The organism is Paraburkholderia sp. D1E, assembly GCF_052682275.1.
The window spans coordinates 3,093,019-3,114,607 of sequence record NZ_JBQYMB010000001.1; the positions used below are offsets into that span (position 1 = coordinate 3,093,019).

The window sequence follows — 21,589 nt, forward strand, 5'->3', positions numbered from 1 at the left end:
CCTTAGGCGAACAGACGATCGGTGTTGACGAAGCCGCGTTCATTCTCAGGACAGGCTGAGCGGCAAGGATCGTCGGCCGGTACGGAGGCATCGGCGGCATACGCGCGATACGCAATCAGCTTGACTGGCCTCGGTTCGTATTCGGATGATGGGTTCAGCGGATGCGGTGCGCTCGAAAACGCGGCGAGCGTGTCCATTTCGAAGCGCAGATCGAACGCCGCGCCGGCTTTCGAATGGCCCGTCACGAAGTCAAGCGAGCCGTCCTCATCGATATCGAGTTTGCTGAAGAAGTTGATGCTGGCAACGAGATCGCGCGCGCCCAGACCGTGTTTGGCCAGTTCAAGCAGCAGGCTGTCGCGGCCGTTGCGGATCATCGCATTGCGATGTTGTTGATAGCGGGCCTCGCCGTATTTGCTCGCAAACCGATCCGCGTCGCCGAGACCGCCGAGCGGATCGTGCCAGCCGAGTGTGTCGGCGGTGATCGATGCCATCACGCGGCCCATATCCGAATAGAGCACGTGGCCACGCGTCAGATGCGCGGTGTGCTGCGCCTTCAGCGTATCGGCCATGTTGTAGCGCTCGAGCGGCTCGTCGTGCCGGTAGAACACAGCGGCCAGATTGGCGCCGCCTTCGGGATCGGCGACGCGTAGCGCAATGCCACGGCGCAGCACGCCGGACCAGTGAGTGCCGGCGGGAATCACCGTTTCCCACAACACATGCGGGATCGGTGCGAGATCGACTGGGGATTGCGTCGACATGGAGGCTCCAGGTATCGGTTGGGAAAAAGCATGAGAGGGCGATTGACCGACATCGCGACCTCCCGGGCTTTTATCCCTCCGTGGAGCCTCGCCGGCGCCTTGAAAGAAGGTGAGCGGCAAGACCGGATTGCTCTCGGACCAGACATCGTGCGTGCTTTAAAGCGCTTTTAAAGCCTTTAAAGCGGTACGACCGGAACCCTAGCGATCCTGAAGATGATGCAAATTACTTCGCACCTCTCGCGGTGTAGCTAAGCGAGTTGTGTGCCAGCGTCAGGTAGCTGATGCCGGAAGTGCATCGTGGCAAGGGATTGAATGCGGGCGACGGGACAATGCGGCGGCTGGCGATTGATCGGGTTGATCGTGCACGCACCACGGCTGAGAGCGAATAGGCACCAGTTGAATGCGCAGAGCACCATGATTGGGCTGGGTGCCCGCGTGATTCACGTGCCGCAGGGGCTCTGCGCGATGGCACGATGTGTGCAAGTTATGGCGTTACACTTCTCACCGCCATCATCCGACCATGCTCACGCTTGCCACGCTTCGCCGCACGCTCTACTCGCTGATGTCGGCACGTTTCATCGAACTGCAAAAGCAACGGCGCCGCTCGTAAGCGAGGCGGCACCGTGGTCGAGAACCTGTTCCTTGCCGGTGCGTTCCGGTCAGCTAACCGGGACCGAACGGGCTCACCAGGCGCGTCAACAAACGCCATCCGCTAGGCAACATCCTCCTCAGCGCCCGCATAGCGCGCCTGTTGCCCAAAGCTCGCCAGCCCCTTCGACCCATCCGGCAACGCCAGCTCACCGCGCTCGAGACGCTGTTTCAGATAGGTAAAGCTCTGCGCTGTCTGTGCGAACAGATGATCGCCCGCCGAGACCGGCGGGTATTTCGCCACCGCCGCGGGTGTCGCGAATTGCGGCAGTGGCGCGACCACCGTGTGGTAGTCGCAGGCGAAGAAAAGCGGAAACGAATAGCGCTCTTCCCTCACCTTGCGCACGCGATGTGACGTGGCCACATAGGTGCCGCCTGTCCACACTTCCAACATGTCGCCGATGTTCACGACGAACGCGTTGTCGACCGGCGGCGCGTCGATCCACTCACCCTCGCCGTTCATCACTTCGAGGCCCGGGGCCGTGGGCAGCAGGATCGTGAAGCACTCATAGTCGGTATGCGCGCCGATGCCTGGCCGGTCTTCCGCGGATGGGTCGAGCGGATAGTGAATCAGGCGCAACTGGCTCGGCGGCTTCTGCAAATACCGCTCGAAATGCGTTTCCGGCAGGCCCAGTGCGAGCGAGAAGCCGCGAAACAACGCGCGGCCGAGCGCAAACGCCGCGTCGTAATAGCCGCCGATCGCTTCACGAAAACCCGGCTGCCCGGGCCACATATTCGGCCCGAGCATCGGCGTGCCGGCTTTGACGTCGGGGTCGTCGGGCGGCAGCTCCCGGCCCGTATCGAAGGCTTCTTTTCTGTCGCGCTTGCCGCCCGCGAAGACCTCTTCGCCTTCGGGCACATAGCCACGATGCGCGGTCGATTTGCCGATGTAGTAACGCATCTTCCAGTCATCGGGGGCGGCGAAGAACTGCTTGGCCTGTTCTATTAGCGCAGCTTGCTGTGCGCGCGAGATCTGATGGCCGGTAACGTAGAAAAAGCCCGCGTCACGCGCTGCGCGGTCGAGTTCGCGGGCGGTCACAAGACGCTGGTCCGGGTCATCGCTAAAGAGACCGCTGACGTCGACGACGGGCAGGCAGTCGAAACCTGTGTGGGTTTGGCTCATGAGATTTGCCTATACGTGCTGCGGTTCGACGGGCGATTGGGTCTGCGAAGGCGTTTGCTTTTGCGGTTCGCTTTGCTGGTCGTCACGCGCTTCACGTTCTGCAAGAAACGCCGCAAAATGACGCCGCTCTTCACGCCCCATCCAGGTGTTGATTTCCCACAGATCGGCTACCGGCGCATTCGTGAAAGGCAAGGTATGCAGATAGCCATCGGGGCCAAACTCGGGCGTCATCGTCGTGGTCGTGTAGCCCTTCCCGATTTGCGCGCGCCACAGCGCCTCCCAGATCCGTTGGTGGGAAGCGAGGCAATCCGCGTACTCGGGCGCAGCGGGATGCGGAACCTGCGGACCTTGCGGATAGCCTACGCGCCCATGCAGATGATGCGCATGCGGCGCCAGCTCGAGGATCGTGTCCCATTCGCCGTCGAGCAGCCGCTCGCATACCGATACCCAATGGCTGAAGTCGCATGTCAGCTTGAGCGATGGCACCGCACGCGCAACATCGCGGGTAATCCATGGGTTGTAAAACGAGCGGCCGCGGTGCGTCTCGAAGCTGCAGATCACCTCGTGCCTGGCGGCGATGTCCACCGCGCGGGCAAAGAAATCCACTTGTGTGGCGGCCGGCCACGCATCGCAGCCTGCCATCACGTTGAAGAAACGCGGCTTGAGCGGCTTGCCCCACACGATCTTTTCCTCGAAGTCTCGCAGATGGTCCGCCGGCGTAGCAGAGCGTTCCGGAACATAGCTGCCTGCCGTGGTGATCTCGGCGATGAATGCGAGACGTTCGTCGGCAATTGCCTGCGCAAAAGCTTCACGCTCAGCCCCACCCGCCGGAACCGGCGCTTCGATTCCGTCAAAGCCGGCGGTGCGCACCAGCGGTGCGGCATCACGCGGGCCACCGTTGAATCCCCAGAACGTCTTGAATAGTTCGAATTTCATCGCCTCTCCTAATTGCATGCAAATTTGCATGTAATAGTACACATGAAATTCGCTCGCCAATAAGATATCTTTGCGTTGCCGCGCATAATTCTGGCGCGCCCGATTTCCGGCTCAATTAGCACTTAAACTGTGCACCTGTCCTCCTCGTGGTGAATCGATGAAGAAAAAACTTGCGCGTCACAAGGGGCAATCCGTCGCGCGCGCCATTCTCGACATGGACTGGCAGTGGTCCTCGCATTTCGGCGATCTGGGGCTGAACGACCTCAACTACAGCGATCTGTTTTGCCGGATGTGGGTAGACCCGGAAAACAACTTCGCCAAGACGGCGCTCTACGATTTCATGCCTGGCGTGAGCCGCCGCACGGCGGTTCGCTACGTGCAGGAGTTGATCGACGCCGGCTGGCTGCTGGAGACGAGTTCCGAAGCGGACCGCCGCATCAAACAGATCAGCCTCGCGGCATCGATTGAGGAGCGCCTCGAGCAGTTTCTCGCTTACGTGCATCAACGTTTTGCCACGCTGGATTGAAGCTTTGACGCCATGTTTGCGTTGAAGCATAGGCATAACAGCGTCTCGCGGCATCACCCAATCCGGCTGGCATATTTCTCGCTAGATTAATCACTGAGAGGTGCGGCAGCGTCGCATCTTAGGGATGCTAGGGTTCCGGTTCGCAAGAATGTCTGGTCCGAGAGCAGCCCGGTGCACCGGTTCGTTCGATATGAGTTCAACTCGGATCTCAACTCGAAAGCGAGCGGCGGTTGCACTACACGGCGGGACAAAAGCCCGGGAGATTGGCGATAGCAATGCCTATCGTGCCTCTCCGTGGCCGGCGTTTGTCTCCCGCAGTTTTCGCGCAGTGTCCGCGCCGTTCGGATTCTCGCGGGAACCGGTCATGTTGTTTTATCGCGCCGTCGCCGCGCGATCCAACTCAACAATCGCAATTGACCGGTCTCCTGGAGAAAACGATGAAACGCTTCGAATCCGCCCGTACGTCCCTCACCCCATTGAACTGCATTGCCTCGTCGCGCCGCGTGCGTGGCGCGATTGCCGGCGTTGCCGCCGCGCTTGCGGTCGGCTTCGCGGCTGCACCCGCACAAGCGGCTGCGCCCCTCGCCATCGGCTACAGCGACTGGCCCGGCTTCGTCGCTTTTCAGATTGCCATCGACAAAGGCTGGTTCAAGGAGGCCGGCGTGGATGTCAATTTCCAGTGGTTCGACTACTCGGCCTCACTCGATGCATTCTCCGCCGGCAAGCTTGACGCGGTCGGCGCAACCAACGGCGACGCGCTGGTTACCGGCGCAAGCGGCGCCAAAAACGTCATGATTCTCCTGACCGACTACTCGAGCGGCAACGACATGATCGTGGCCAAGCCGCCCATTCGCACGGTGGATGGACTCAAGGGCAAAAAGGTCGGTGTCGAAATGGGGCTGGTCGATCACCTGCTGCTGGACACGGCGCTCGAAAAGCATGCGCTCAAGGAATCGGACATCACGCTCGTCAACGCGAAGACGAATGAGTTGCCGCAGGTGCTGGCGTCGTCCAACGACGTCGCCGCGGTCGGCGCCTGGCAACCGAACGCCGGCGAAGCGCTCAAGCGCGTGCCGGGCTCACGTCCGATCTTCACCTCGGCCGACGCACCGGGCCTGATCTACGACGCGATCACGGTCAATCCAGTCAGTCTGCAGTCGCGCAAGGCCGATTGGGCCAAGGTAATCAAGGTCTGGTATCGCTGCGTGGCCTACATCAACGATCCGAAGACGCAACCGGATGCCGTGAAGATCATGTCCGCGCGCGTTGGCCTGACGCCGGCCCAGTATCTGCCGTTGCTGAAAGGCACGCACCTGCTCGACGCGGCGGCGGCTCGAAAGGCTTTCGTAAAGGGTGACGGGCTGGACTCGGTGTACGGTTCGAGCCTGAACGCGGACAAATTCAACGTGCGCAACGCGGTCTACAAACAGGCGCAGAACGTGAACGCCTATCTCGACCCGGCGTTGACCAATGCGCCGTAAGGACAGCGCGGTGGCCTGACCGCGCCGGCCGGCTGAAGTGGCAACCGGGGCGCGCCAGCCCGGACACGGTAATATGGGCGCCAGCACGCGCTGCCGCTCAACTCACACGATTCGTTGCGGCGCAGACGCACGGCCACAAGGAGGCAATCGTGTATAACAACCGGTCTTGCTATCGCGCCCTGCGCGGGCTGGTGCCTTTGCTGGTATTGGTGCTGCTGGCCCAGCCACGGCTCGCGTCCGCCAGCGAGGACGGCGCCAACGCCAGCGCGGAAGCCGCAGGCCAGCGTGCCCGCTTTGACCAGGAGTTCTGTGGCGGAACCGCCCAGGACGTGGCAGCGTACAAGGAAAAGCTCCGAAAGGTTCTCACCGAAGCCAGCCAGTTCGATACACGCTGGCAGCGCGGGGATAGCGATGCGATCCAGATGCGTTCGCTGCAGCTCAGTTCCCCGGCGGAATTCGCCGTGCGGGTCAAAGGCAACTGCGAACGCATCAAATGGCAGGCCGACAACCTGCTTCGGGTCCGCCCACCTAAGTAGCCGTCCGCCCGAAGCTGTTATTCTTCCCTCTCTCCCGACCGTCAACTGGTCGCCTGCCGCCTCCGGGCGGCATTCCCAAGCGGCGCGCTCACGCGCCCGGCATCAGCGAGACAGGAATTTGCATGTTCGGTTTTCTGCGTGGCTATTTTTCCAACGACCTGGCAATCGACCTCGGCACGTCGAACACCCTCATCTACATGCGTGGCAAGGGTATCGTGCTGGACGAACCTTCAGTGGTCTCGATTCGTCAGGAAGGCGGCCCTAACGGCAAGAAGATCATTCTGGCCGTCGGCAAGGAAGCAAAACAGATGCTCGGCAAGGTGCCGGGCAATATCGAGGCGATCCGCCCGATGAAGGACGGCGTGATCGCCGACTTCAACATCACCCAGCAGATGATCAAGCGCTTCATCCAGATGGCGCACGAGTCGCGAATGTTCGCGCCGTCGCCGCGCATCATCATCTGCGTGCCGTGCGGGTCGACTCAGGTCGAACGGCGCGCGATCAAGGAAGCCGCGCACAGCGCGGGCGCCTCGCAGGTCTATCTGATCGAAGAGCCGATGGCTGCGGCCACCGGTGCGGGGTTGCCCGTATCCGAGGCGACCGGCTCGATGGTGGTCGATATCGGCGGCGGCACCACCGAAGTGGGCGTGATCTCGCTCGGCGGCGTCGTTTATAAAGGCTCGGTGCGCGTGGGCGGGGACAAGTTCGACGATGCGATCGTCAACTATATTCGCCGCAACTACGGCATGCTGATCGGCGAACAGACCGCCGAGGCGATCAAGAAGGAAATCGGTTCCGCGTTTCCGGGCTCCGAAGTCAAGGAGATGGAAGTCAAAGGCCGCAACATGTCGGAAGGGATTCCGCGCAGCTTCACCGTGTCCAGCAACGAGATTCTCGAAGCACTCACCGATCCGCTGAATCAGATCGTCTCTGCAGTGAAGATCGCGCTCGAACAGACGCCGCCGGAACTCGGCGCGGACATTGCCGAGCGCGGCATCATGCTGGCGGGTGGCGGCGCATTGCTGCGCGACCTGGACCGGCTGCTTGCCGAAGAAACCGGCTTGCCGGTGTTCGTCGCCGAGGCGCCGCTGACCTGTGTGGTGCGCGGCTCGGGCATGGCGCTGGAGCGGATGGATAAGTTCGGCGGGGCTTTCTCTTACGAATAACGCTTACGAATAACGCTTACGAATAACGCGTACGAGTGGCGGCGTGGCGGCTGTTTCGCCACGCATTGCGTCACCCCTCTCACGGCACAGTCAGTCCGTTCAGCAGCCTTGGGTCTCTCAGGCCCTTGCCCTTCAGGACACGAACGGCAACTTGCTATCGCGCGCTGCGGCTAGCATCGACAGCGTGATCTTGCGAACCTCGAGCTTGCTCTGCGTGATGTGCGCGCGCAGCAGGATGATCGCTTCAGTCAGCCGGTTGCGTTCGATCAGATTCAGCATGGTCGAATGCTCGTCGTAGGTCGCGCTCGTGCGGTGGGGTTTCAGAAAGTCCAGCCGTCGCACGATGCGGATGCGCTCGGTCACTTCGTTGTGCACGCGCAGCATCTCCGCATTGCCGGTCGCGGCGATCAGTTGACGGTGGAAGTTCTCGTCCATCCCGAACATCTTCGCGGGGTCGCTCTCGCGCAATTCCGGCTCGACGCACCAGATCGCCTTCAATGTTTCGACGGCCGCGTGCGCGGCGTCGCCGCCCGCCCCCAGCCGCTCCACGGCGGCCACTTCCAGCACGATGCGCAGATCGTAGAGCTGATCGAGCTGGTCGAAGTCGATCGGCGAAACTTTCCAGCCGCGCCGGAAGCCGACTTCCAGATACCCCTCGCGTTGCAAACGAAACAGGCCGTCACGCATCGGCGTGCGCGACACGCCGTAGTGCTGCGCGATGCCGTTCTCCGAAAAACGGTCGCCGGGAAACAGGCGGAAGCTGAAGATATCGCTCTTGAGTTGCTGGTACACCTGCTCGGCGAGCGGATTGGCCGCGGCCGGCACGGCAGGCACGCCCGGCACTCCTGGTGTTCCAGGCTCAGCAGGCGTCTCGAGCAGATTCGTCGGGTCGTGGTTCATTGATGCCAAATTCCCTTTTTACTTATTATCGGCGTTTCATGGCATGGCGATAAGACTGACGTGAGCGGCGACAATCTTCCAGCCGTCGGCGGGACTGAGCCTGGCCCACGTCTGCATCTGACGGCCGAGTAAAGGCGTCGTGTCGCTGCTGAATTCTGTGCTGACGGTGGCGAAGTCGGTGCCGAACGTTGTGACCACGGTTCGATGCAGCGTACGCGACTTTGGCACCGGCTCGCAGGTCTCGCGCCATGCGCGGATCGCTTCGCCGCCGTGCTGGATTTCGGCGATGCCGTAACGAACCGTCTCCGGCGTGTGCCAGAAAAACGCATTCATCGCCGCGATGTCGTTGTCGACCAACGCCCGCTCGTATTCGATAAACGCTGCTTCTACCTGGGCTACCACGTCGGGCTGATTTACTTCCATGGGAGCGTCTCGTCGAGTTTCGTCAATGAGGAAAGCGGCGCGGTCCAGCCGACAATGCCGCCTTGCGAGTGCACCATGTCGAGGGTGGCCTGTTTGAACGCGGGGAAATAACTGGCGGTGGCGTCTTCCACCAGCAGGCTGTCGTAACCGCGATCGTTGGCTTCGCGCATCGAGGTCTGCACGCACACTTCGGTTGTCACGCCTGCAAACACGAGATGGGTGATGCCGCGCATCGCGAGCTCTTCGCCGAGCCGGGTGGCGTAGAACGCGCCCTTGCCGGGTTTGTCGATCACGAGTTCGCCTGCAAGAGGCGTGAGCGGCTCGATGATCGCATTGCCCGGTTCGCCGCGAATCAGGATGCGGCCCATCGGTCCTGCATCGCCGATGCGGGCATTGGGTGCGCCTCTCAGGCGTTTTGCCGGTGGGCAGTCGGACAGATCCGCCGCATGCGATTCGCGGGTGTGCACGACCAGCCATCGGTGCCTGCGCGCGAAGGCCAGCAGCGCAGCCACGGTCGGCACGATCTCAGCCAGCAGCGATACGTCGTTGCCGAGCGATTCGCCGAAGCCGCCCGGCTCGATGAAATCGCGCTGCATGTCGATCACGATCAGCGCGGTTTTAGTGGGCTCGAAAATGAACGGACCGGGTTGGGCGTCGATAGTCAGCGAGGTTGGCTGGGTCATCCGATAGCTTCCTTCATTTTTTCAACGACCACGGCGTGATGCACCGGGGCCTCGCTGTGCCCTGCCATATGCTGGCCCAGCACGGTCCGATCGGCGCGTGCCGCCGGCGTTTCGAACACCAGCGCGCCCTCCGCGATCACCATGATGCGGTCCGCCAGTTCCAGCAACTCGTCGAGGTCCTCGCTGACCAGCAGCACCGCGGCGCCTGCGTCGCGGGCGGCCATCAGACGTGCATGGATATCGGCCACCGACGCGAAATCGAGGCCGAACACGGGGTTCGCGACAATCAGCACATCCACCGGCTGCCCGAGTTCGCGCGCCAGCACCGCACGCTGCACATTGCCGCCCGACAGCGTGCCGATCGCCCGGTCGGGCAGCGGCGGGCGCACGTTGAACTCACCGATCAGCTGCGCGGCGCGCTCGCGTACCGCGCGCCGGTCGAGCCACCAGCCGCCGCGCCGCAACGGCTCGCGATCGAAATCGCGCAGCGCAAGGTTCTGCGCCACGCTCATCGCCGCGACGCAGGCGTTCTTCAGCGGCTCTTCGGGAATCGCGAACACGCGCCTCTGGGTCATCTCCTCGCGGGTCGCATGGTAGGCATGGCCGGCCACCTGCATGTCGCCGGTTTTCACGCGACGTTGACCGACCAGCGCCTCCACCAGTTCCTTCTGCCCATTGCCGGAAACGCCCGCCAGTCCGAGGATTTCGCCCGCGCGCACGGACAGCGTCACGTGCTTGACCGCCATGTGGCCGCGATCGTCCTCCACCGATATGTCGCGCAGCGCGAGACGCACTTGCGCCGTTTCGTCGACCGGTTTGCGCGGCACGCGCTCTACTGTCACCGCGGCAATGGCCGGCGCTTCGTCCGTCAAGGCGACTTCCTTCGGGGCGTGCGTGGCGACGGTGCCCATCATCCAGGCGGCGAGTTCGTTACGGCTGGTGTTGGCAACCGCACTCGTGCCGACCTGCCTGCCCTTGCGCAACACGGTGACGTCGTCGGCATAGGCCATCACTTCGCGGAACTTATGCGTGATCATCAGCACGGTCAACTCACCGCTCGAGGTCAGCTCGCGCATCAGGCCGAGCACTTCATCGGCTTCCTGCGGCGTGAGTACCGAGGTCGGTTCGTCGAGAATCAGAAGGCGCTGCTGCAAATAAAGCTGCTTGAGGATCTCGAGTTTCTGCTTCTCACCGGCGGCGAGCGCGGCCACCGGCGCATCGAGCGGCAAGCGAAACGGCATACGCTGCATGAATGCGGCTAGTGCTGCACGCTCAGCCTTCCAGTCGATTTTCCATGGCAATTTTCCGCGCGCAAGCAACAGGTTATCTTCCACCGAAAGGCCTGAGGCCAGCGTGAAATGCTGATACACCATGCCGATTCCGAGCGCCTGCGCATCGCGCGGCGACGCGATGTGGACTTCGCGGTTGTCGGCCGTGATCTGCCCTTCGTCGAGCACGCCATAGCCGACCAGCCCCTTCACGAGCGTACTCTTGCCCGCGCCGTTCTCGCCGAGCAGCGCGTGAATCGTGCCGGCCTTGACCTTGATCGAGACGCCATCCAACGCGCGAAACGCGCCGAACGATTTGCTCGCGTTCAGCACTTCCACGCCCAATGCTTTCAGAGCGGTCGACATGGTTTATCTGCCTGACGTGGCCAGCGCCGCTGCCGGCGCCACCGTCGTAGCCAGTAGCGTAGCCAGCAGCGCGTGCGAGTCCGACACCGTGCCGAACACGCCGCCTTGCATGGTGATCATGTGCAACGCGGCGGCGTGGTTCCCCTTGTCGGTCGCGCCGCAGCAATCGGCCAGCACCGTGCATTCGAAGCCGCGGTCGTTGGCTTCGCGCATCGTCGTGTGGACGCAGACGTCGGTGGTGATGCCCGTCAGCACCAGATTGACGATGCCGCGCGTGCGCAGGATCAGGTCGAGATCCGTCGCGCAGAACGAGCCTTTGCCGGGTTTGTCGATGATGATTTCGCCGGGCAGCGGCTTTAGTTCGTCGATGATTTCCCAGCCCGGTTCGCCGCGCACGAGGATCTTGCCGCACGGGCCGTCGTCGCCGATGCCCACGCCGCCGGTGCCCGCGCGGCGGCTGCGCCAGCGTTTGTTGGCGGGCAGATCGGAGAGATCAGGACGATGGCCCTCACGCGTGTGGATGATCGTGAAGCCCAATTCGCGCATCGGCTTCAGCACGCTGTTGATCGGTTCGATCGGCGCGCGCGTCAGCGACAGGTCGTAGCCCATTTTGTCGACGTAGCCGCCGTAGCCGCAAAAGTCCGTCTGCATATCGATGATCACGAGCGCCGTGTTGTCCGGGCGCAGGTTGCCGTCGTAGGGCCACGGATAGGGCTTCGCTTCGATAAATCGGTTCATGGTGGTGAGATCCTTGTTGGGTCCGTGAAGGCACGCAGGGGCGAATTTAATGTGGCGAGCTCAAGCTATGTGAGTCAGGTTCAGCAGCTCGGCTCTGCGGATCAACTCAGCGGATCAGACTCAGCGAGTTCGCGTTCAGCGAGTCAGACTCAGTTCACCCGGCGCGCCAGCCAACGTACGATCAGGACGGCAATTGACGATCATGATCGCGAGCGTCAGCACATACGGCGCGGCGTTGTAGAGGTAATAGCCGCTCGTCACGCCGATCGCCTGCAGCGCGGGGCCGAGCGCGCCGGCCGCACCGAACAGCAAAGCGGCCCACAGACAGCGCAACGGCTGCCAGCGCGCGAAGATCACCAGCGCGACCGCCATCAGTCCTTGTCCGCTGGAGAGCCCTTCGTTCCAGCTCCCGGGATAGACCAGCGACAGATACGCGCCGCCGATGCCCGCGAACACACCGCCCACCGCAGTCGCGGCGATGCGCACCCGCGTCAGCGGATAGCCCATCGCGCGCGCCGTTTCAGCGTGATCGCCGACGAGCCGCAGCACCATCCCCCAGCGCGTATTGCGCAAGCCCCATTGCAGAACGAAGGCCAGCACCACGCCGATCACGAACAACAGGTTGATATGCAGCGCGTTATGCAATTGTGGCGACGAGGTCCACGTGCCGAGGTCGATGAACGGCAGCATCGGCGCTTGCGGTTCGATAAACGGTTTGCCGAGATAGAACGCGAGTCCGGTGCCGAGCAGCATCAGCGCGATGCCAAATGCGATGTCCGACACGCGCGGCAGCGAACACACGAGGCCATGCAGGCAGCCGAGCAGCAAGCCTACGAAGCCGGCCGCGCGCACGCCGGCCCATGGTGAGCCGGTCAGGAAAGCGCCGGCATAGCCGCTCATCGCGCCGGACACGAGGATGCCTTCGAGGCCGAGATTCACGCGGCCACCCTTCTCGGTCAGACATTCGCCGAGACTGACGAACAGATAAGGCGTGCTGACGCGGATCGCACCGGCGAACAGCGACAGCAACAGGATCACGATGGGCGAGTGCATATCAGGCATGGGTCTGCTCCAGTTGCACGGGAAGATCGGTCTGCGTCGCGGCCTGCAATTTGACGCGCCAGGCGGCGATGCGCCCACCGAGCGCTTCCCACGCCAGCAGATTGGCGAACAGCAGGCCTTGCAAAACGAGCGTGGTGGCATCGGGCAGATCGAGCCGCCGTTGCAGCAGCGAGCCGCTCGCTTCGATGCCGCCGATCATCAGCGCACACGCGATGATCGCGAGCGGATTCTGACGTGCGGCGAACGCGACCAGGATGCCCGCATAGCCGTAGCCCGCGAGCAGGGATGCATTTGCGCTGCCCTGCACGGCGGCCACTTCGAACATGCCGCCAAGTCCCGCTGCGGCGCCGCCTAATACGCACGCGGCAAGCGCAAGCTGATTGACGGGCAAGCCGACCAGACGCGCCGCGCGATTGCTGCCGCCCACCACGCGCATCGCGAAACCCCTGGTGCTGAACTTCACGAACACCCACGCCGCGAGGCAGGCCACGACGCCCCAGAACAGCCCCCAATGCGTATCGAGTCCGGGGATCGAACCGATCATCATCGCGTCGGGTACCGGATAGGTAGACGGCTTGTTCAGGCTCGCAGGATCGCGCAACGGCCCTTCCACCAGATGCTTGAAGAGCGCGATCGCGACATACGACATCAACAGGCTGCTGATCGTCTCGTTGACGCCGCGCCATTGCCGCAAGGCGCCGACCGCACCGATCCAGACGCCGCCGGCCAGCATGCCGGCCACCGCCATCAACGGCGTGGCAATGAGCCAAGGCGTGCCGTGCGGCAGCATCTGCGGGACGATCGCCGCGCACATGCCGCCCAGCGCGAGCGCGCCTTCGCCGCCGATCACAATCAGGCCGACCTGCGCGGGCAACGCGACACACAAAGCGGTCAACATCAGCGGCGATGCGCGCAGCAAGGTGCTTTGCCATGCGAACGAAGAACCGAATGCGCCTTCGAAGATCAGCCCGATTGCATCGGGCGCCGGCTGTCCCTGCGCCAGCAGGAACAGCGAGAACAGCAGCAAGGTGCCGAGCACCGCCAACGCGGTCGGCAGCACGGGCAAGAGCGACAACATCACTCTCGCGGTAGGGGCATTGGGACGCATCACGGCTCCTTCGCTCAGGCAAACTCAAGCAGACACGCACGCCGTCGTCAGATCTGACCGACGACGCCCGCCACCAGATAGTTCATGCTTTCGAGCGTGTAGTCGGACTGCACATGGCTCGCGCCCGAGGCGATCGCCATGCCGCCCTTGTTGTCCTTCATCGGGCCTTTGAAGATCACGAAATTGCCGGCCACCATGCTGCTTCTGATCGAGTCGGTGTTCTGCTTCGCTTGCGCGGTGACTTTCGCGCCGTACGGCGACATCTTCACGAAGCCCTCTTTCAAACCGCCGCGCAGCACATTGGGTTGCGGCGTGCCAGCCTGAGCGCCCGTGACCAGTTGTCTGTATGGCGTCGCCCAATCCCATTCCGCGCCGGTCAGATAGCCCTTCGGCGCGAGCGCCGCCTGGCTGGCGTGATAACCGCAACTCATCGCGCCACGCTTCTCCGCGGTTTCGACAACGACCTTCGGACCGTCGACGTGACAGGTCAGCACGTCGCAGCCCTGGTCGATCAGACTGTTGGTGGCTTCCGCTTCCTTGACGGGCATCGACCAGTCGCCGGTGAAAATTACCTGCGTCGTGATCGACGGATCGACGGACTGCGCGCCGAGCGTGAACGAATTGATGTTGCGCAGCACTTGCGGAATCGGTTTGGCGGCGACGAAGCCGAGCTTCCTGCTCTTCGTCATATGGCCCGCGACCACGCCGTTCAGATACTGGCACTCGTCGATATAGCCGAAGTAGCTGGTGATGTTCGAAGGGTTGCCCTGCTTCCACAAACCGCCGCAATGCGCGAAGCGCACCTTCGGATATCTGGCCGCCATCTTCAGTACGTGCGGATCGAAGTAACCGAACGAAGTCGCGAAGATCAAGGTGGCGCCGTCCTGTTCGATCATCGCTTCCATGGTCTTCTGCACGGCGATGGTTTCAGGCACGTTCTCCTCTTCCACCACCTTCACGTCAGGCATCTTCTTGATGACAGCCGCGGCCGTTGCCTGAGCCTGGTTGTAGCCGTAATCGCCGCGCGCGCCGACGTAGATCACACCGACGGTCGTCCTGGGCGCGGCGAACACCGATTGAATCGGCAGGATGTTGCCAAGCGTCAACAGGCTGGCGCTCTTGATGAAATTGCGGCGGCTGGTCATGGTGTCCAATTCCTGGTTAGAGTTAATGAGCGTTGGCCTTCAGTTGACATTCAGGCTGTCGAGATAGGTGATCCAGCCGCCAAACGCGGTGATTTCTGTCGCACCACTGTCGGCGCCGACCGCCGAGGGCTCGCAGATAAAGCCTTTCACGGTGAGGCCGTTGGCGAGTTGCAGCGTGCCGATGCCAAGCGGCGCGGGCACGTCGGCGACGAATTTGCCGAAGGTGCGCAGTGGGACTTCCCAGACTTCGACGGCGATGGGTTGGCCTGTCTGTTCGGCCGTGCGCACGAGGCCCGGTTTCGGTGGCTGCGTGTTGGCGAGTGCGTACAGCCTGTAACTGGGCGCGGTGTGGGTTGCTTCGATAAACCGCGCACCGGCTTCCTGCATTTGCCAGTTCAGTGGCTGTCCGCGCAGATGCGCGCCGACCACGGCTAGCGCGACTGTCGGCTCCTGAAACGGGAGTGGCTCGATCGTGTTCGCCGTGGTTCCGATTCTGGTTTTTGTTTCGACCACGGTAGAGGTCTCGCTCCGGGTCTCGGTCGCGCTCGTGAACAGCGCCTGAATCCGCTGGCCCAATTCGGCGAGACGCCGGTCCGCGCCGCTCGGTGCGATCAGCGTGACGCCGGCCGGCAAGCCGTCATGGCGACGCTGGCACGGCACAGCCAGCGCGCACAGATCGAGCAGATTGACGAAGTTCGTGTAATAGCCGAGCTGGCTGTTCAACTCGACGGGATTGGCCTGCACATCCGCGATCAACGGATGCGTCGGCGTGGTCGGAACGATCAGGATGTCGATCGCCTCGAAGAGATGTTCGGCGTGGCGCTTCAGGTCGGCGAGTGCGTACTGGCCGTTGAACGCGTCGACGGCACTGAAGCTATCCGCCTTGCCGATCACCGTTGCGACGACCGGATCGATCGCTTCGCGATGCGTCTCGAAGAATCCGCCGAGCGCGGCGCGCCGTTCGGCCACCCAGGGGCCGTCGTAGAGCAACGCTGAGGTCGCATTGAGCGGCTTGAAGTCGACCGGCAAGGGGCTGAGGTGCAGATGCGTCGAGAGCGCGTCGAGCGACGCGGAGAACGCCTGGTTTGCCGCTGCGTCGCCGTGGAACTCCAGGTGGTCCGGCACACCGATGCGTGGCGCGCCGCGCAGCAGACCGAGACTCGGTACCTTGCGTGAGTAGCCGTCGAGGGAATCGAAGCAGGCGATTTCGCTGAACACGCGCCACGCATCGTCAACGTCGTGCGCGAATACCGAGATCGTGTCGAGGCTGCGGCACGCCGGCACGACACCGCGTTTGCTAACCAGTCCCAGCGACGGCTTCAAGCCGACGAGCCCGTTGAATCCAGCCGGCACGCGACCCGATCCCGCCGTGTCGGTGCCGAGGGAAAAGGCCACGCAACCCGCGGCGACCGCAACCGCAGAGCCGGAACTCGACCCGCCCGACACGCGCTGCGCAAACTCGGGGTGACGCACCGCGCCATAAGGCGAGCGCGTGCCGACGAGGCCGGTCGCGAACTGATCGAGATTGGTCTTGCCGATCAGGATCGCGCCGGCGTCGATGAGGCGCTGCACGGCGAACGCAGACGTGTCCGGCGTATAGCTGAAGGGTTCGCAGGCGGCGGTGGTGGGCAAGCCGGCGACGTCGATATTGTCCTTGACGGCGAATGGCACGCCGAACAACGGCATCCGCTCGAACACGGCGGCGCCCTGCTCTTCGTAAAGCGCTTCGAGTACGTTGACGCGTGCCTGCACGTCCGCGGCGGGCACACGCAAGATCCAGACTTCCGGCCGGTCGCTTTGGTCGATGCGCGCAAACGTCGACGCCACCGTTTGGGTTGGCGTCAGACGTTTGCCGGCATAAGCCTGAAGAAGACCGCTGACCGTCAGTGGTGAAGAAATAGGCACCTGTTTTTCCTTGAGTTCAATCTTGAATACAAGTTTGAACTCAACTTAGCAGGAGCTATGCCAAGTGCATTCCGGGCTGGCTGGAACGGGTGGCCAGCCTTGTCAGGACTGGGTTTGCGATGATTCGACGGGAGCCTGGCCAGCGCCTTGCGCCGCAAGTTGCTCAACGCCTGATGGTGCAGCGCTCCCCAACTCGGGGCTCAGGCGCCCCGCATTCGCGCCTGCCCTCCTTCCGTCCTCCGTCTGTAGGCACATCAAACCCAAAGCGAAAAAACGTGCTAAAGCGCGTGCCCAAAGCATTCGATAATCGGCGCTCGCAACGCGCGTCGACCCTAAGCCTTAACGTTGGCGTCGCTTTGACGACCCGACACGCGGATCGGCAATGCCGGCTGCGGCGCACCGGCTACGACGAACGCGCGCACCATTTCATGTGCCTGGGCCTTGTGATCTTCCTGCCACTGTGTGGCGAGCATGTCGGTGTTGAAGATCCGCGATAACGTAAAAGCGTTCGACTTGTGAAAGGAACACAGACTCACGAGCGCGACATACAGATGAAGCGGGTCCATGCCCTTGCGCAGCGAGCCGTCGCTTTCACCACGCGCGATTACGGTACCCAGCAGACTCAACACCGGCGACGACATTTCCGGAATCGCGCTGGAACGCTTCATCACCCGGGCGCGGTTCAGATTCTCGAATGACAGCAGCTTCGACAGTTCGGGATGCGCCGCGAAATGCCCTTCGATGAAGTCGTAAAGCTGCACGATAGCCGTGACCGGATCGATCTGGTCGACATCGAGTTTGAGCCTGAGTTCGGCTTCCCGCAGGCGCGCCAGCACGAACTCGAGCACCTCCAGATAAAGCGCCTCCTTGCCGCCGAAGTAGTGGTAAATCATCCGGATGTTGACCTTCGAGCGGCTCGCGATCGTCTCCACCCGCGCGCCGCTCAGGCCCTTGTCGGAAAACTCGGCGATCGCAATTTTGAAGATGCGCTGGCGGGTCGCCGCAGCGAGCTTCTGACGCTGGGTCGTGGGCGTGGCGGATGCAGCGGGAGTCGATCGGGCAGAAGCACGTGTCATATCGATAGAAAGCCAGGCGGCGGCGTGATTGCGTCAAAAGGATGCGTCAGGGAGCGTCAATTCAGGGCATTGTAAGCGCGGCCTCAACGCCGGAACGGCTGGGTCAGCGCGAGCGGTGCGGTTTGCCGGCCGATCAGTCCCGCCACCGCAATCAAGGCGAGCAGATAAGGCAGCATCACCAGCAGCGCGGTCGGCACATGCACGCCGATCAGCGGTAACTGGAACTGCAACGCACTCGCGGCGCCGAACAGCAAACACGCGCCAACTGTGCGGCCGATCTTCCAGTTGCCAAAGATGATCGCCGCAATCGCGAGGTAGCCGGCGCCGCTGGTCATCCCTTCAGTGAAGGTGTGAATGTCGCCGATCGAAATGAAGCAGCCCGCCGCGCCGGACATGATGCCCGAAAACAGCACCGCGCCATACCGCAGCCGGGTCACCGACAGCCCCGACTGATCGACTGACTTCGGCGCCGCGCCCACCGCGTGCAGCGCCACACCGAGCGCGGTACGCCGCATCACGAGCGAGGTTGCCAGCAGAATCGCAAGGCCCAGATAGACGAGCCATACCTGATGAAACACCGGCTCGCCGATGACCGGAATCGCGCCGAGGCCCGGTGGCGACCAGCGCGCGAGGCCGGGAATCACTGCGCTCGAGCGTTCGCCGAACAGCTCGCGATACGCGAGCGTCGTCGCGCCGAGCGCGAGGATGTTGATGCCGATGCCCGTGACGATCTGATTGGCGCGCAACGTGACGCTCAGGAACGCCTGTAGCAAAGCGATCGGCAGCACGCCGAGCATGCCGATCGCGAGGCCCAGCGCCGCGTTGCCGGTCGCCCATGCACCGGCCGCGCCGAGAAACGCACCCGACAGCATCATGCCTTCCACGCTCATGTTGAGCACGCCGGCCCGTTCACTGATCAATTCGCCGGTCGAGGCCAGCATCAGCGGGGCGGCAAAACGGATCGACGAGCCGACGAAAACCGCCATGAATTCCGCGTTCATCAACGTGCTCCTTTCGGCTCGAGCCACCGCGAACCGCCGGCCAGCGCGACGATCACGATGCCCTGCACCACCAGCACCAGCGCCGACGGCACGGATGCGACCATTTCCATATTGATGCCGCCCGAGCGCATAAAGCCGAACAGCAACGCCGCCGTGCACACGCCGGTTATCGAGCCGCGCGCGAGCAAGCCGACCACGAGGCCGTCGAAGCCATAGCCCGACGAGAAGCCGGCTTTCAGCGAGTATTGATCGCCTTGCAGCATCAACGCGCCGGCGAGACCGCCGAGCGCGCCGGCCAGCGCCAGTGCACCGACGACGGTCGACGTGATCGGCATGCCGGCGCGGCGTGCAGCCAGCGCGTTCAGGCCGACCGCGCGCAGATGCATGCCGAAGCGGCTATACACCAGTACCAGGGCCACCGCGATGCACAACACGATCGTGATCGGCAAGCCGATATGCAGCCCGGTCGAACTCGTGCTCGATAGAAGCGGCAGCTTGGTGGAGTCAGGAATGTCGAGCGACTCGGGCAGCGTGACTGCATTGGTCATCGGCTGGCGCAGTAGCGCTTCCGATTGCACGCACCAGTAGAGAAACCACACGGCGATGAACGTCAGCAGCAAGGTGCTGATTACCTCGTTGGTGCCGGCGCGTGCTTTCAGCCAGCCGGGAAGCGCGCCCCATGCGGCGCCGGCCAGTGCGGCGGCCAGCATCGGCACGATGAACGACAGGCCGAGTGGCAAGTGCGCGACGTGGCCATAAAGGCTGACCGCGGTGGCGGCGATGCCGCCCATCGCGATCTGCCCTTCACCGCCGACGTTGGTCAGCTGCGCGCGGTTCGCCAGCACGAAGCCGCTGCCGACCAGCGCGAACACCAGGCTGCGATTGATCGATGCACCGATCGCGTAAGGCGAGCCCCACGCGCCGTCGGCGAAGGCGGCGAGCGCGTCGCCGAGTGACACATGAATGCTTGCAATCAGCGCCAGCGCCGCCGCAACCGCGATGAGCGCGGCGCCCCCTAGCACGGCAACGGTTCGCACGCGCCGCGAACCGCGCCATGGCGCGCGGGGAAAAGAAACCAATGAAGTCGTGGGAGTCATGCTGTCTGGCCTGCCATCCATGCGCCAATGCGCTCGCGTTGAAGAGTGAGTTGCGACGCATCCGGCACACAGGTGCCCATAATGCGACCGCGATACATGACGAGGACGCGGTCGGCCACCGCCATCAACTCGTCGAGTTCGGACGAGATCAGCAATACACCGACGCCCTCGTCGCGCGCGGCGCGTATGTGGTCATATACCGCCGCGACCGCGCCGACGTCGAGGCCTCGCGTGGGCTGTGCCGCAACCAGCACGGCGAGGCCCTGGAGCGTAAGTTCGCGCGCGAGCACCGCTTTTTGCTGATTGCCGCCCGACAGGCCGCGAAACGCGACATCGGGGCTCGCGGCGCGTACATCGAAACGCTGCATCAGCGCGCGGGCGTCGCGGCGCATTGCGCGACGGCGCATGAAGCCATGCCGCGCATAGTCGTCAAGGCGATTGAGAAAAAGGTTTTCGGTCACGCTCATGTCGGGCACACAGCCAACCGCGTGCCGGTCTTCCGGCACTACGCCGACACCCGCCATCGTCAAGGTCTGCGGCGCGGCCTGCGTGCAGTCCTTGCCCTGTACAAAAAAGCGCCCGGCACTCGCTCGCTGCATGCCGGCCAGCACCGCGCCGAGTTCGCTCTGACCGTTGCCCTCCACGCCCGCAATGCCCACGATCTCGCTGCGGTTGACCACCAGCGTGCAGTCTTCGAGACGCGTGACGCCGTCGGCATCGCGCACCGTGAGGCCGTCGATCTGCAAGGCTTCGTCGGCGAGCGGCCGCCCGTAGGGTGACGCGCTGCGGGGTTTTGGAGGCGATGCGGCGGTTGCATTCGAGCCGGTGGTTTCGCTATTCGCCGTGCCCGGGCGTTGAATCATCGCGCGCACGAGCGCATCGACATCGGCTGACGGCGTGTTCGAACGGGCGACCACACGGCCGCTTTGCAGCACCGTCGCGCGGCCTGCGATCCGGCGGATCTCCGCCAGCTTGTGCGTCACCAGTACGACCGCGCAACCGCGCGCGACAACCCGCGTACACGTGTCGAGCAGCGCATCGATTTCAGCCGGTAACAGCACGGCGGTCGGTTCGTCCAGCACGAGGAGCCGAGGTTCACGGATCAGACACTTGACGATCTCGACGCGCTGCTTTTCGCCGATCGACAGATCCGCGACCCGCGCGTCCGGATCGAGCGCAAGACCCAGTTCGGCCACCAGCGCGCGCACGCGCTGCGCCTCCCGCTTGCGATTGAGCCAGCCACGAACCTGCCCCAGCAGCAGATTGTCGAGCACGCTCACATCTTCGACCAGGCTGAAGTGCTGATGAACCATTGCAATACCGTGAGCAAGGGCATCGCGCGGACTGTGCGGCTGATACGGTGCGCCATCCAGCCACATCGCGCCCGCGTCGGGCTGATATACGCCGAACATCACGTTGCATAGCGTCGATTTGCCGGCGCCGTTCTCGCCAAGAAGACAATGCACTTCACCGGCGAAGAGTTCGAGCGACACGTCGCTCAACGCCTGAAACTGGCCGAAGCGTTTGCCGATACCGTCCATGCGCAGTACTGCGGCGCGCGGTGCGTGGTTATTTGCGGGCGTGGTGGCGCCTGCTTCGGCAGACGCCGTTGCGAAAGCGGCAGAAGCTCGAGTCGCGTCCAT

The 21,589-nt window shown here is 63.3% G+C and carries 20 protein-coding genes and 2 riboswitches; of the genes, 4 read left to right on the plus strand and 16 right to left on the minus strand.

Annotated features, from left to right (window positions below; translation table 11 throughout):
• Positions 1-2: 2 nt before the first annotated feature.
• The 3 genes from ACUN0E_RS13940 to ACUN0E_RS13950 all read right to left on the minus strand — a co-directional run bounded on the left by ACUN0E_RS13940 (position 3) and on the right by ACUN0E_RS13950 (position 3,465).
• A complete protein-coding gene (locus ACUN0E_RS13940) occupies positions 3-758 on the minus strand; it encodes an urea amidolyase associated protein UAAP1 (RefSeq protein ID WP_445566961.1) in 756 nt (251 codons plus the stop codon).
• Positions 759-815: 57 nt separating this feature from the next.
• Positions 816-971, minus strand: a riboswitch (guanidine-I (ykkC/yxkD leader).
• 499 nt (positions 972-1,470) lie between these two features.
• Positions 1,471-2,529 carry an isopenicillin N synthase family dioxygenase gene (locus ACUN0E_RS13945; RefSeq protein ID WP_408339995.1) on the minus strand — a complete coding sequence of 353 codons (1,059 nt, stop codon included), beginning with the start codon at positions 2,527-2,529 and terminating at the stop codon, positions 1,471-1,473.
• A 9-nt stretch (positions 2,530-2,538) separates the two neighbouring features.
• Entirely contained in the window at positions 2,539-3,465 is a 927-nt protein-coding gene (locus tag ACUN0E_RS13950) for a sugar phosphate isomerase/epimerase family protein (RefSeq protein ID WP_445566962.1), read from the minus strand.
• A 157-nt stretch (positions 3,466-3,622) separates the two neighbouring features.
• Between ACUN0E_RS13950 and ACUN0E_RS13955 the strand changes: the two genes are divergently transcribed.
• From ACUN0E_RS13955 to ACUN0E_RS13970, 4 genes are all read left to right on the plus strand, one after another.
• Entirely contained in the window at positions 3,623-3,991 is a 369-nt protein-coding gene (locus ACUN0E_RS13955; RefSeq protein ID WP_445566963.1) for a MarR family transcriptional regulator, read from the plus strand.
• Positions 3,992-4,107: 116 nt separating this feature from the next.
• Positions 4,108-4,255, plus strand: a riboswitch (guanidine-I (ykkC/yxkD leader).
• 173 nt (positions 4,256-4,428) lie between these two features.
• The gene (locus ACUN0E_RS13960) at positions 4,429-5,472 is read left to right on the plus strand and encodes an ABC transporter substrate-binding protein (RefSeq protein ID WP_445566964.1); all 1,044 of its coding nucleotides are present in this window, start codon (positions 4,429-4,431) and stop codon (positions 5,470-5,472) included.
• A gap of 149 nt (positions 5,473-5,621) precedes the next feature.
• Complete coding sequence (locus tag ACUN0E_RS13965; protein ID WP_445566965.1) at positions 5,622-6,008, plus strand: hypothetical protein; 387 nt, start codon at positions 5,622-5,624, stop codon at positions 6,006-6,008.
• Between the two features lie 122 nt (positions 6,009-6,130).
• On the plus strand, positions 6,131-7,174 hold the full coding sequence (locus ACUN0E_RS13970) for a rod shape-determining protein (RefSeq protein ID WP_028194510.1): 1,044 nt from the start codon (positions 6,131-6,133) through the stop codon (positions 7,172-7,174).
• A gap of 132 nt (positions 7,175-7,306) precedes the next feature.
• Here the strand turns inward: ACUN0E_RS13970 and ACUN0E_RS13975 are convergent, their stop codons facing one another.
• From ACUN0E_RS13975 to ACUN0E_RS14035, 13 genes are all read right to left on the minus strand, one after another.
• Positions 7,307-8,074, minus strand: coding sequence for a GntR family transcriptional regulator (locus ACUN0E_RS13975; RefSeq protein WP_408224882.1), 768 nt, complete (start codon positions 8,072-8,074; stop codon positions 7,307-7,309).
• Between the two features lie 36 nt (positions 8,075-8,110).
• On the minus strand, positions 8,111-8,497 hold the full coding sequence (gene hpxZ / locus ACUN0E_RS13980) for an oxalurate catabolism protein HpxZ (protein WP_445566966.1): 387 nt from the start codon (positions 8,495-8,497) through the stop codon (positions 8,111-8,113).
• Positions 8,488-9,180 carry a cysteine hydrolase family protein gene (locus ACUN0E_RS13985; RefSeq protein ID WP_445566967.1) on the minus strand — a complete coding sequence of 231 codons (693 nt, stop codon included), beginning with the start codon at positions 9,178-9,180 and terminating at the stop codon, positions 8,488-8,490. The genes hpxZ and ACUN0E_RS13985 overlap by 10 nt, the downstream gene beginning before the upstream one ends.
• Positions 9,177-10,814: an ABC transporter ATP-binding protein gene (locus ACUN0E_RS13990; RefSeq protein ID WP_445566968.1), complete on the minus strand. Its 1,638-nt coding sequence runs from the start codon at positions 10,812-10,814 to the stop codon at positions 9,177-9,179. Before ACUN0E_RS13990 ends, ACUN0E_RS13985 begins: the two co-directional genes overlap by 4 nt.
• Positions 10,815-10,817: 3 nt before the next feature.
• Entirely contained in the window at positions 10,818-11,552 is a 735-nt protein-coding gene (gene biuH, locus ACUN0E_RS13995; RefSeq protein WP_445566969.1) for a biuret amidohydrolase, read from the minus strand.
• A gap of 135 nt (positions 11,553-11,687) precedes the next feature.
• Positions 11,688-12,614, minus strand: coding sequence for an ABC transporter permease (locus ACUN0E_RS14000; RefSeq protein ID WP_445566970.1), 927 nt, complete (start codon positions 12,612-12,614; stop codon positions 11,688-11,690).
• Positions 12,607-13,722, minus strand: a complete 1,116-nt coding sequence (locus ACUN0E_RS14005) for an ABC transporter permease (RefSeq protein ID WP_445566971.1) — start codon at positions 13,720-13,722, stop codon at positions 12,607-12,609. Before ACUN0E_RS14005 ends, ACUN0E_RS14000 begins: the two co-directional genes overlap by 8 nt.
• Positions 13,723-13,769: 47 nt before the next feature.
• Positions 13,770-14,867: a BMP family ABC transporter substrate-binding protein gene (locus ACUN0E_RS14010; protein WP_408339987.1), complete on the minus strand. Its 1,098-nt coding sequence runs from the start codon at positions 14,865-14,867 to the stop codon at positions 13,770-13,772.
• Between the two features lie 39 nt (positions 14,868-14,906).
• Positions 14,907-16,772 (minus strand): allophanate hydrolase, encoded by a 1,866-nt coding sequence (gene atzF / locus ACUN0E_RS14015; protein ID WP_445566972.1) that lies wholly within the window; start codon positions 16,770-16,772, stop codon positions 14,907-14,909.
• A gap of 332 nt (positions 16,773-17,104) precedes the next feature.
• Positions 17,105-17,848, minus strand: coding sequence for a TetR family transcriptional regulator (locus ACUN0E_RS14020; RefSeq protein ID WP_445566973.1), 744 nt, complete (start codon positions 17,846-17,848; stop codon positions 17,105-17,107).
• 83 nt (positions 17,849-17,931) lie between these two features.
• Entirely contained in the window at positions 17,932-18,849 is a 918-nt protein-coding gene (locus tag ACUN0E_RS14025) for an ABC transporter permease (RefSeq protein ID WP_445566974.1), read from the minus strand.
• Positions 18,849-19,946, minus strand: a complete 1,098-nt coding sequence (locus ACUN0E_RS14030; protein WP_445566975.1) for an ABC transporter permease — start codon at positions 19,944-19,946, stop codon at positions 18,849-18,851. Before ACUN0E_RS14030 ends, ACUN0E_RS14025 begins: the two co-directional genes overlap by 1 nt.
• A complete protein-coding gene (locus ACUN0E_RS14035; protein WP_445566976.1) occupies positions 19,943-21,589 on the minus strand; it encodes an ABC transporter ATP-binding protein in 1,647 nt (548 codons plus the stop codon). Before ACUN0E_RS14035 ends, ACUN0E_RS14030 begins: the two co-directional genes overlap by 4 nt.

Bases quoted from the DNA above. Each gene is read 5' to 3' on its own strand.
- ACUN0E_RS13940 (WP_445566961.1), bottom strand. From the start codon at position 758: ATGTCGACGCAATCCCCAGTCGATCTCGCACCGATCCCGCATGTGTTG.
- ACUN0E_RS13945 (WP_408339995.1), bottom strand. From the start codon at position 2,529: ATGAGCCAAACCCACACAGGTTTCGACTGCCTGCCCGTCGTCGACGTC.
- ACUN0E_RS13950 (WP_445566962.1), bottom strand. From the start codon at position 3,465: ATGAAATTCGAACTATTCAAGACGTTCTGGGGATTCAACGGTGGCCCG.
- ACUN0E_RS13955 (WP_445566963.1), top strand. From the start codon at position 3,623: ATGAAGAAAAAACTTGCGCGTCACAAGGGGCAATCCGTCGCGCGCGCC.
- ACUN0E_RS13960 (WP_445566964.1), top strand. From the start codon at position 4,429: ATGAAACGCTTCGAATCCGCCCGTACGTCCCTCACCCCATTGAACTGC.
- ACUN0E_RS13970 (WP_028194510.1), top strand. From the start codon at position 6,131: ATGTTCGGTTTTCTGCGTGGCTATTTTTCCAACGACCTGGCAATCGAC.
- ACUN0E_RS13975 (WP_408224882.1), bottom strand. From the start codon at position 8,074: ATGAACCACGACCCGACGAATCTGCTCGAGACGCCTGCTGAGCCTGGA.
- hpxZ (WP_445566966.1), bottom strand. From the start codon at position 8,497: ATGGAAGTAAATCAGCCCGACGTGGTAGCCCAGGTAGAAGCAGCGTTT.
- ACUN0E_RS13985 (WP_445566967.1), bottom strand. From the start codon at position 9,180: ATGACCCAGCCAACCTCGCTGACTATCGACGCCCAACCCGGTCCGTTC.
- ACUN0E_RS13990 (WP_445566968.1), bottom strand. From the start codon at position 10,814: ATGTCGACCGCTCTGAAAGCATTGGGCGTGGAAGTGCTGAACGCGAGC.
- biuH (WP_445566969.1), bottom strand. From the start codon at position 11,552: ATGAACCGATTTATCGAAGCGAAGCCCTATCCGTGGCCCTACGACGGC.
- ACUN0E_RS14000 (WP_445566970.1), bottom strand. From the start codon at position 12,614: ATGCCTGATATGCACTCGCCCATCGTGATCCTGTTGCTGTCGCTGTTC.
- ACUN0E_RS14005 (WP_445566971.1), bottom strand. From the start codon at position 13,722: ATGCGTCCCAATGCCCCTACCGCGAGAGTGATGTTGTCGCTCTTGCCC.
- ACUN0E_RS14010 (WP_408339987.1), bottom strand. From the start codon at position 14,867: ATGACCAGCCGCCGCAATTTCATCAAGAGCGCCAGCCTGTTGACGCTT.
- ACUN0E_RS14020 (WP_445566973.1), bottom strand. From the start codon at position 17,848: ATGACACGTGCTTCTGCCCGATCGACTCCCGCTGCATCCGCCACGCCC.
- ACUN0E_RS14025 (WP_445566974.1), bottom strand. From the start codon at position 18,849: ATGAACGCGGAATTCATGGCGGTTTTCGTCGGCTCGTCGATCCGTTTT.
- ACUN0E_RS14030 (WP_445566975.1), bottom strand. From the start codon at position 19,946: ATGACTCCCACGACTTCATTGGTTTCTTTTCCCCGCGCGCCATGGCGC.
- ACUN0E_RS14035 (WP_445566976.1), bottom strand. From the start codon at position 21,589: ATGGACGCGACTCGAGCTTCTGCCGCTTTCGCAACGGCGTCTGCCGAA.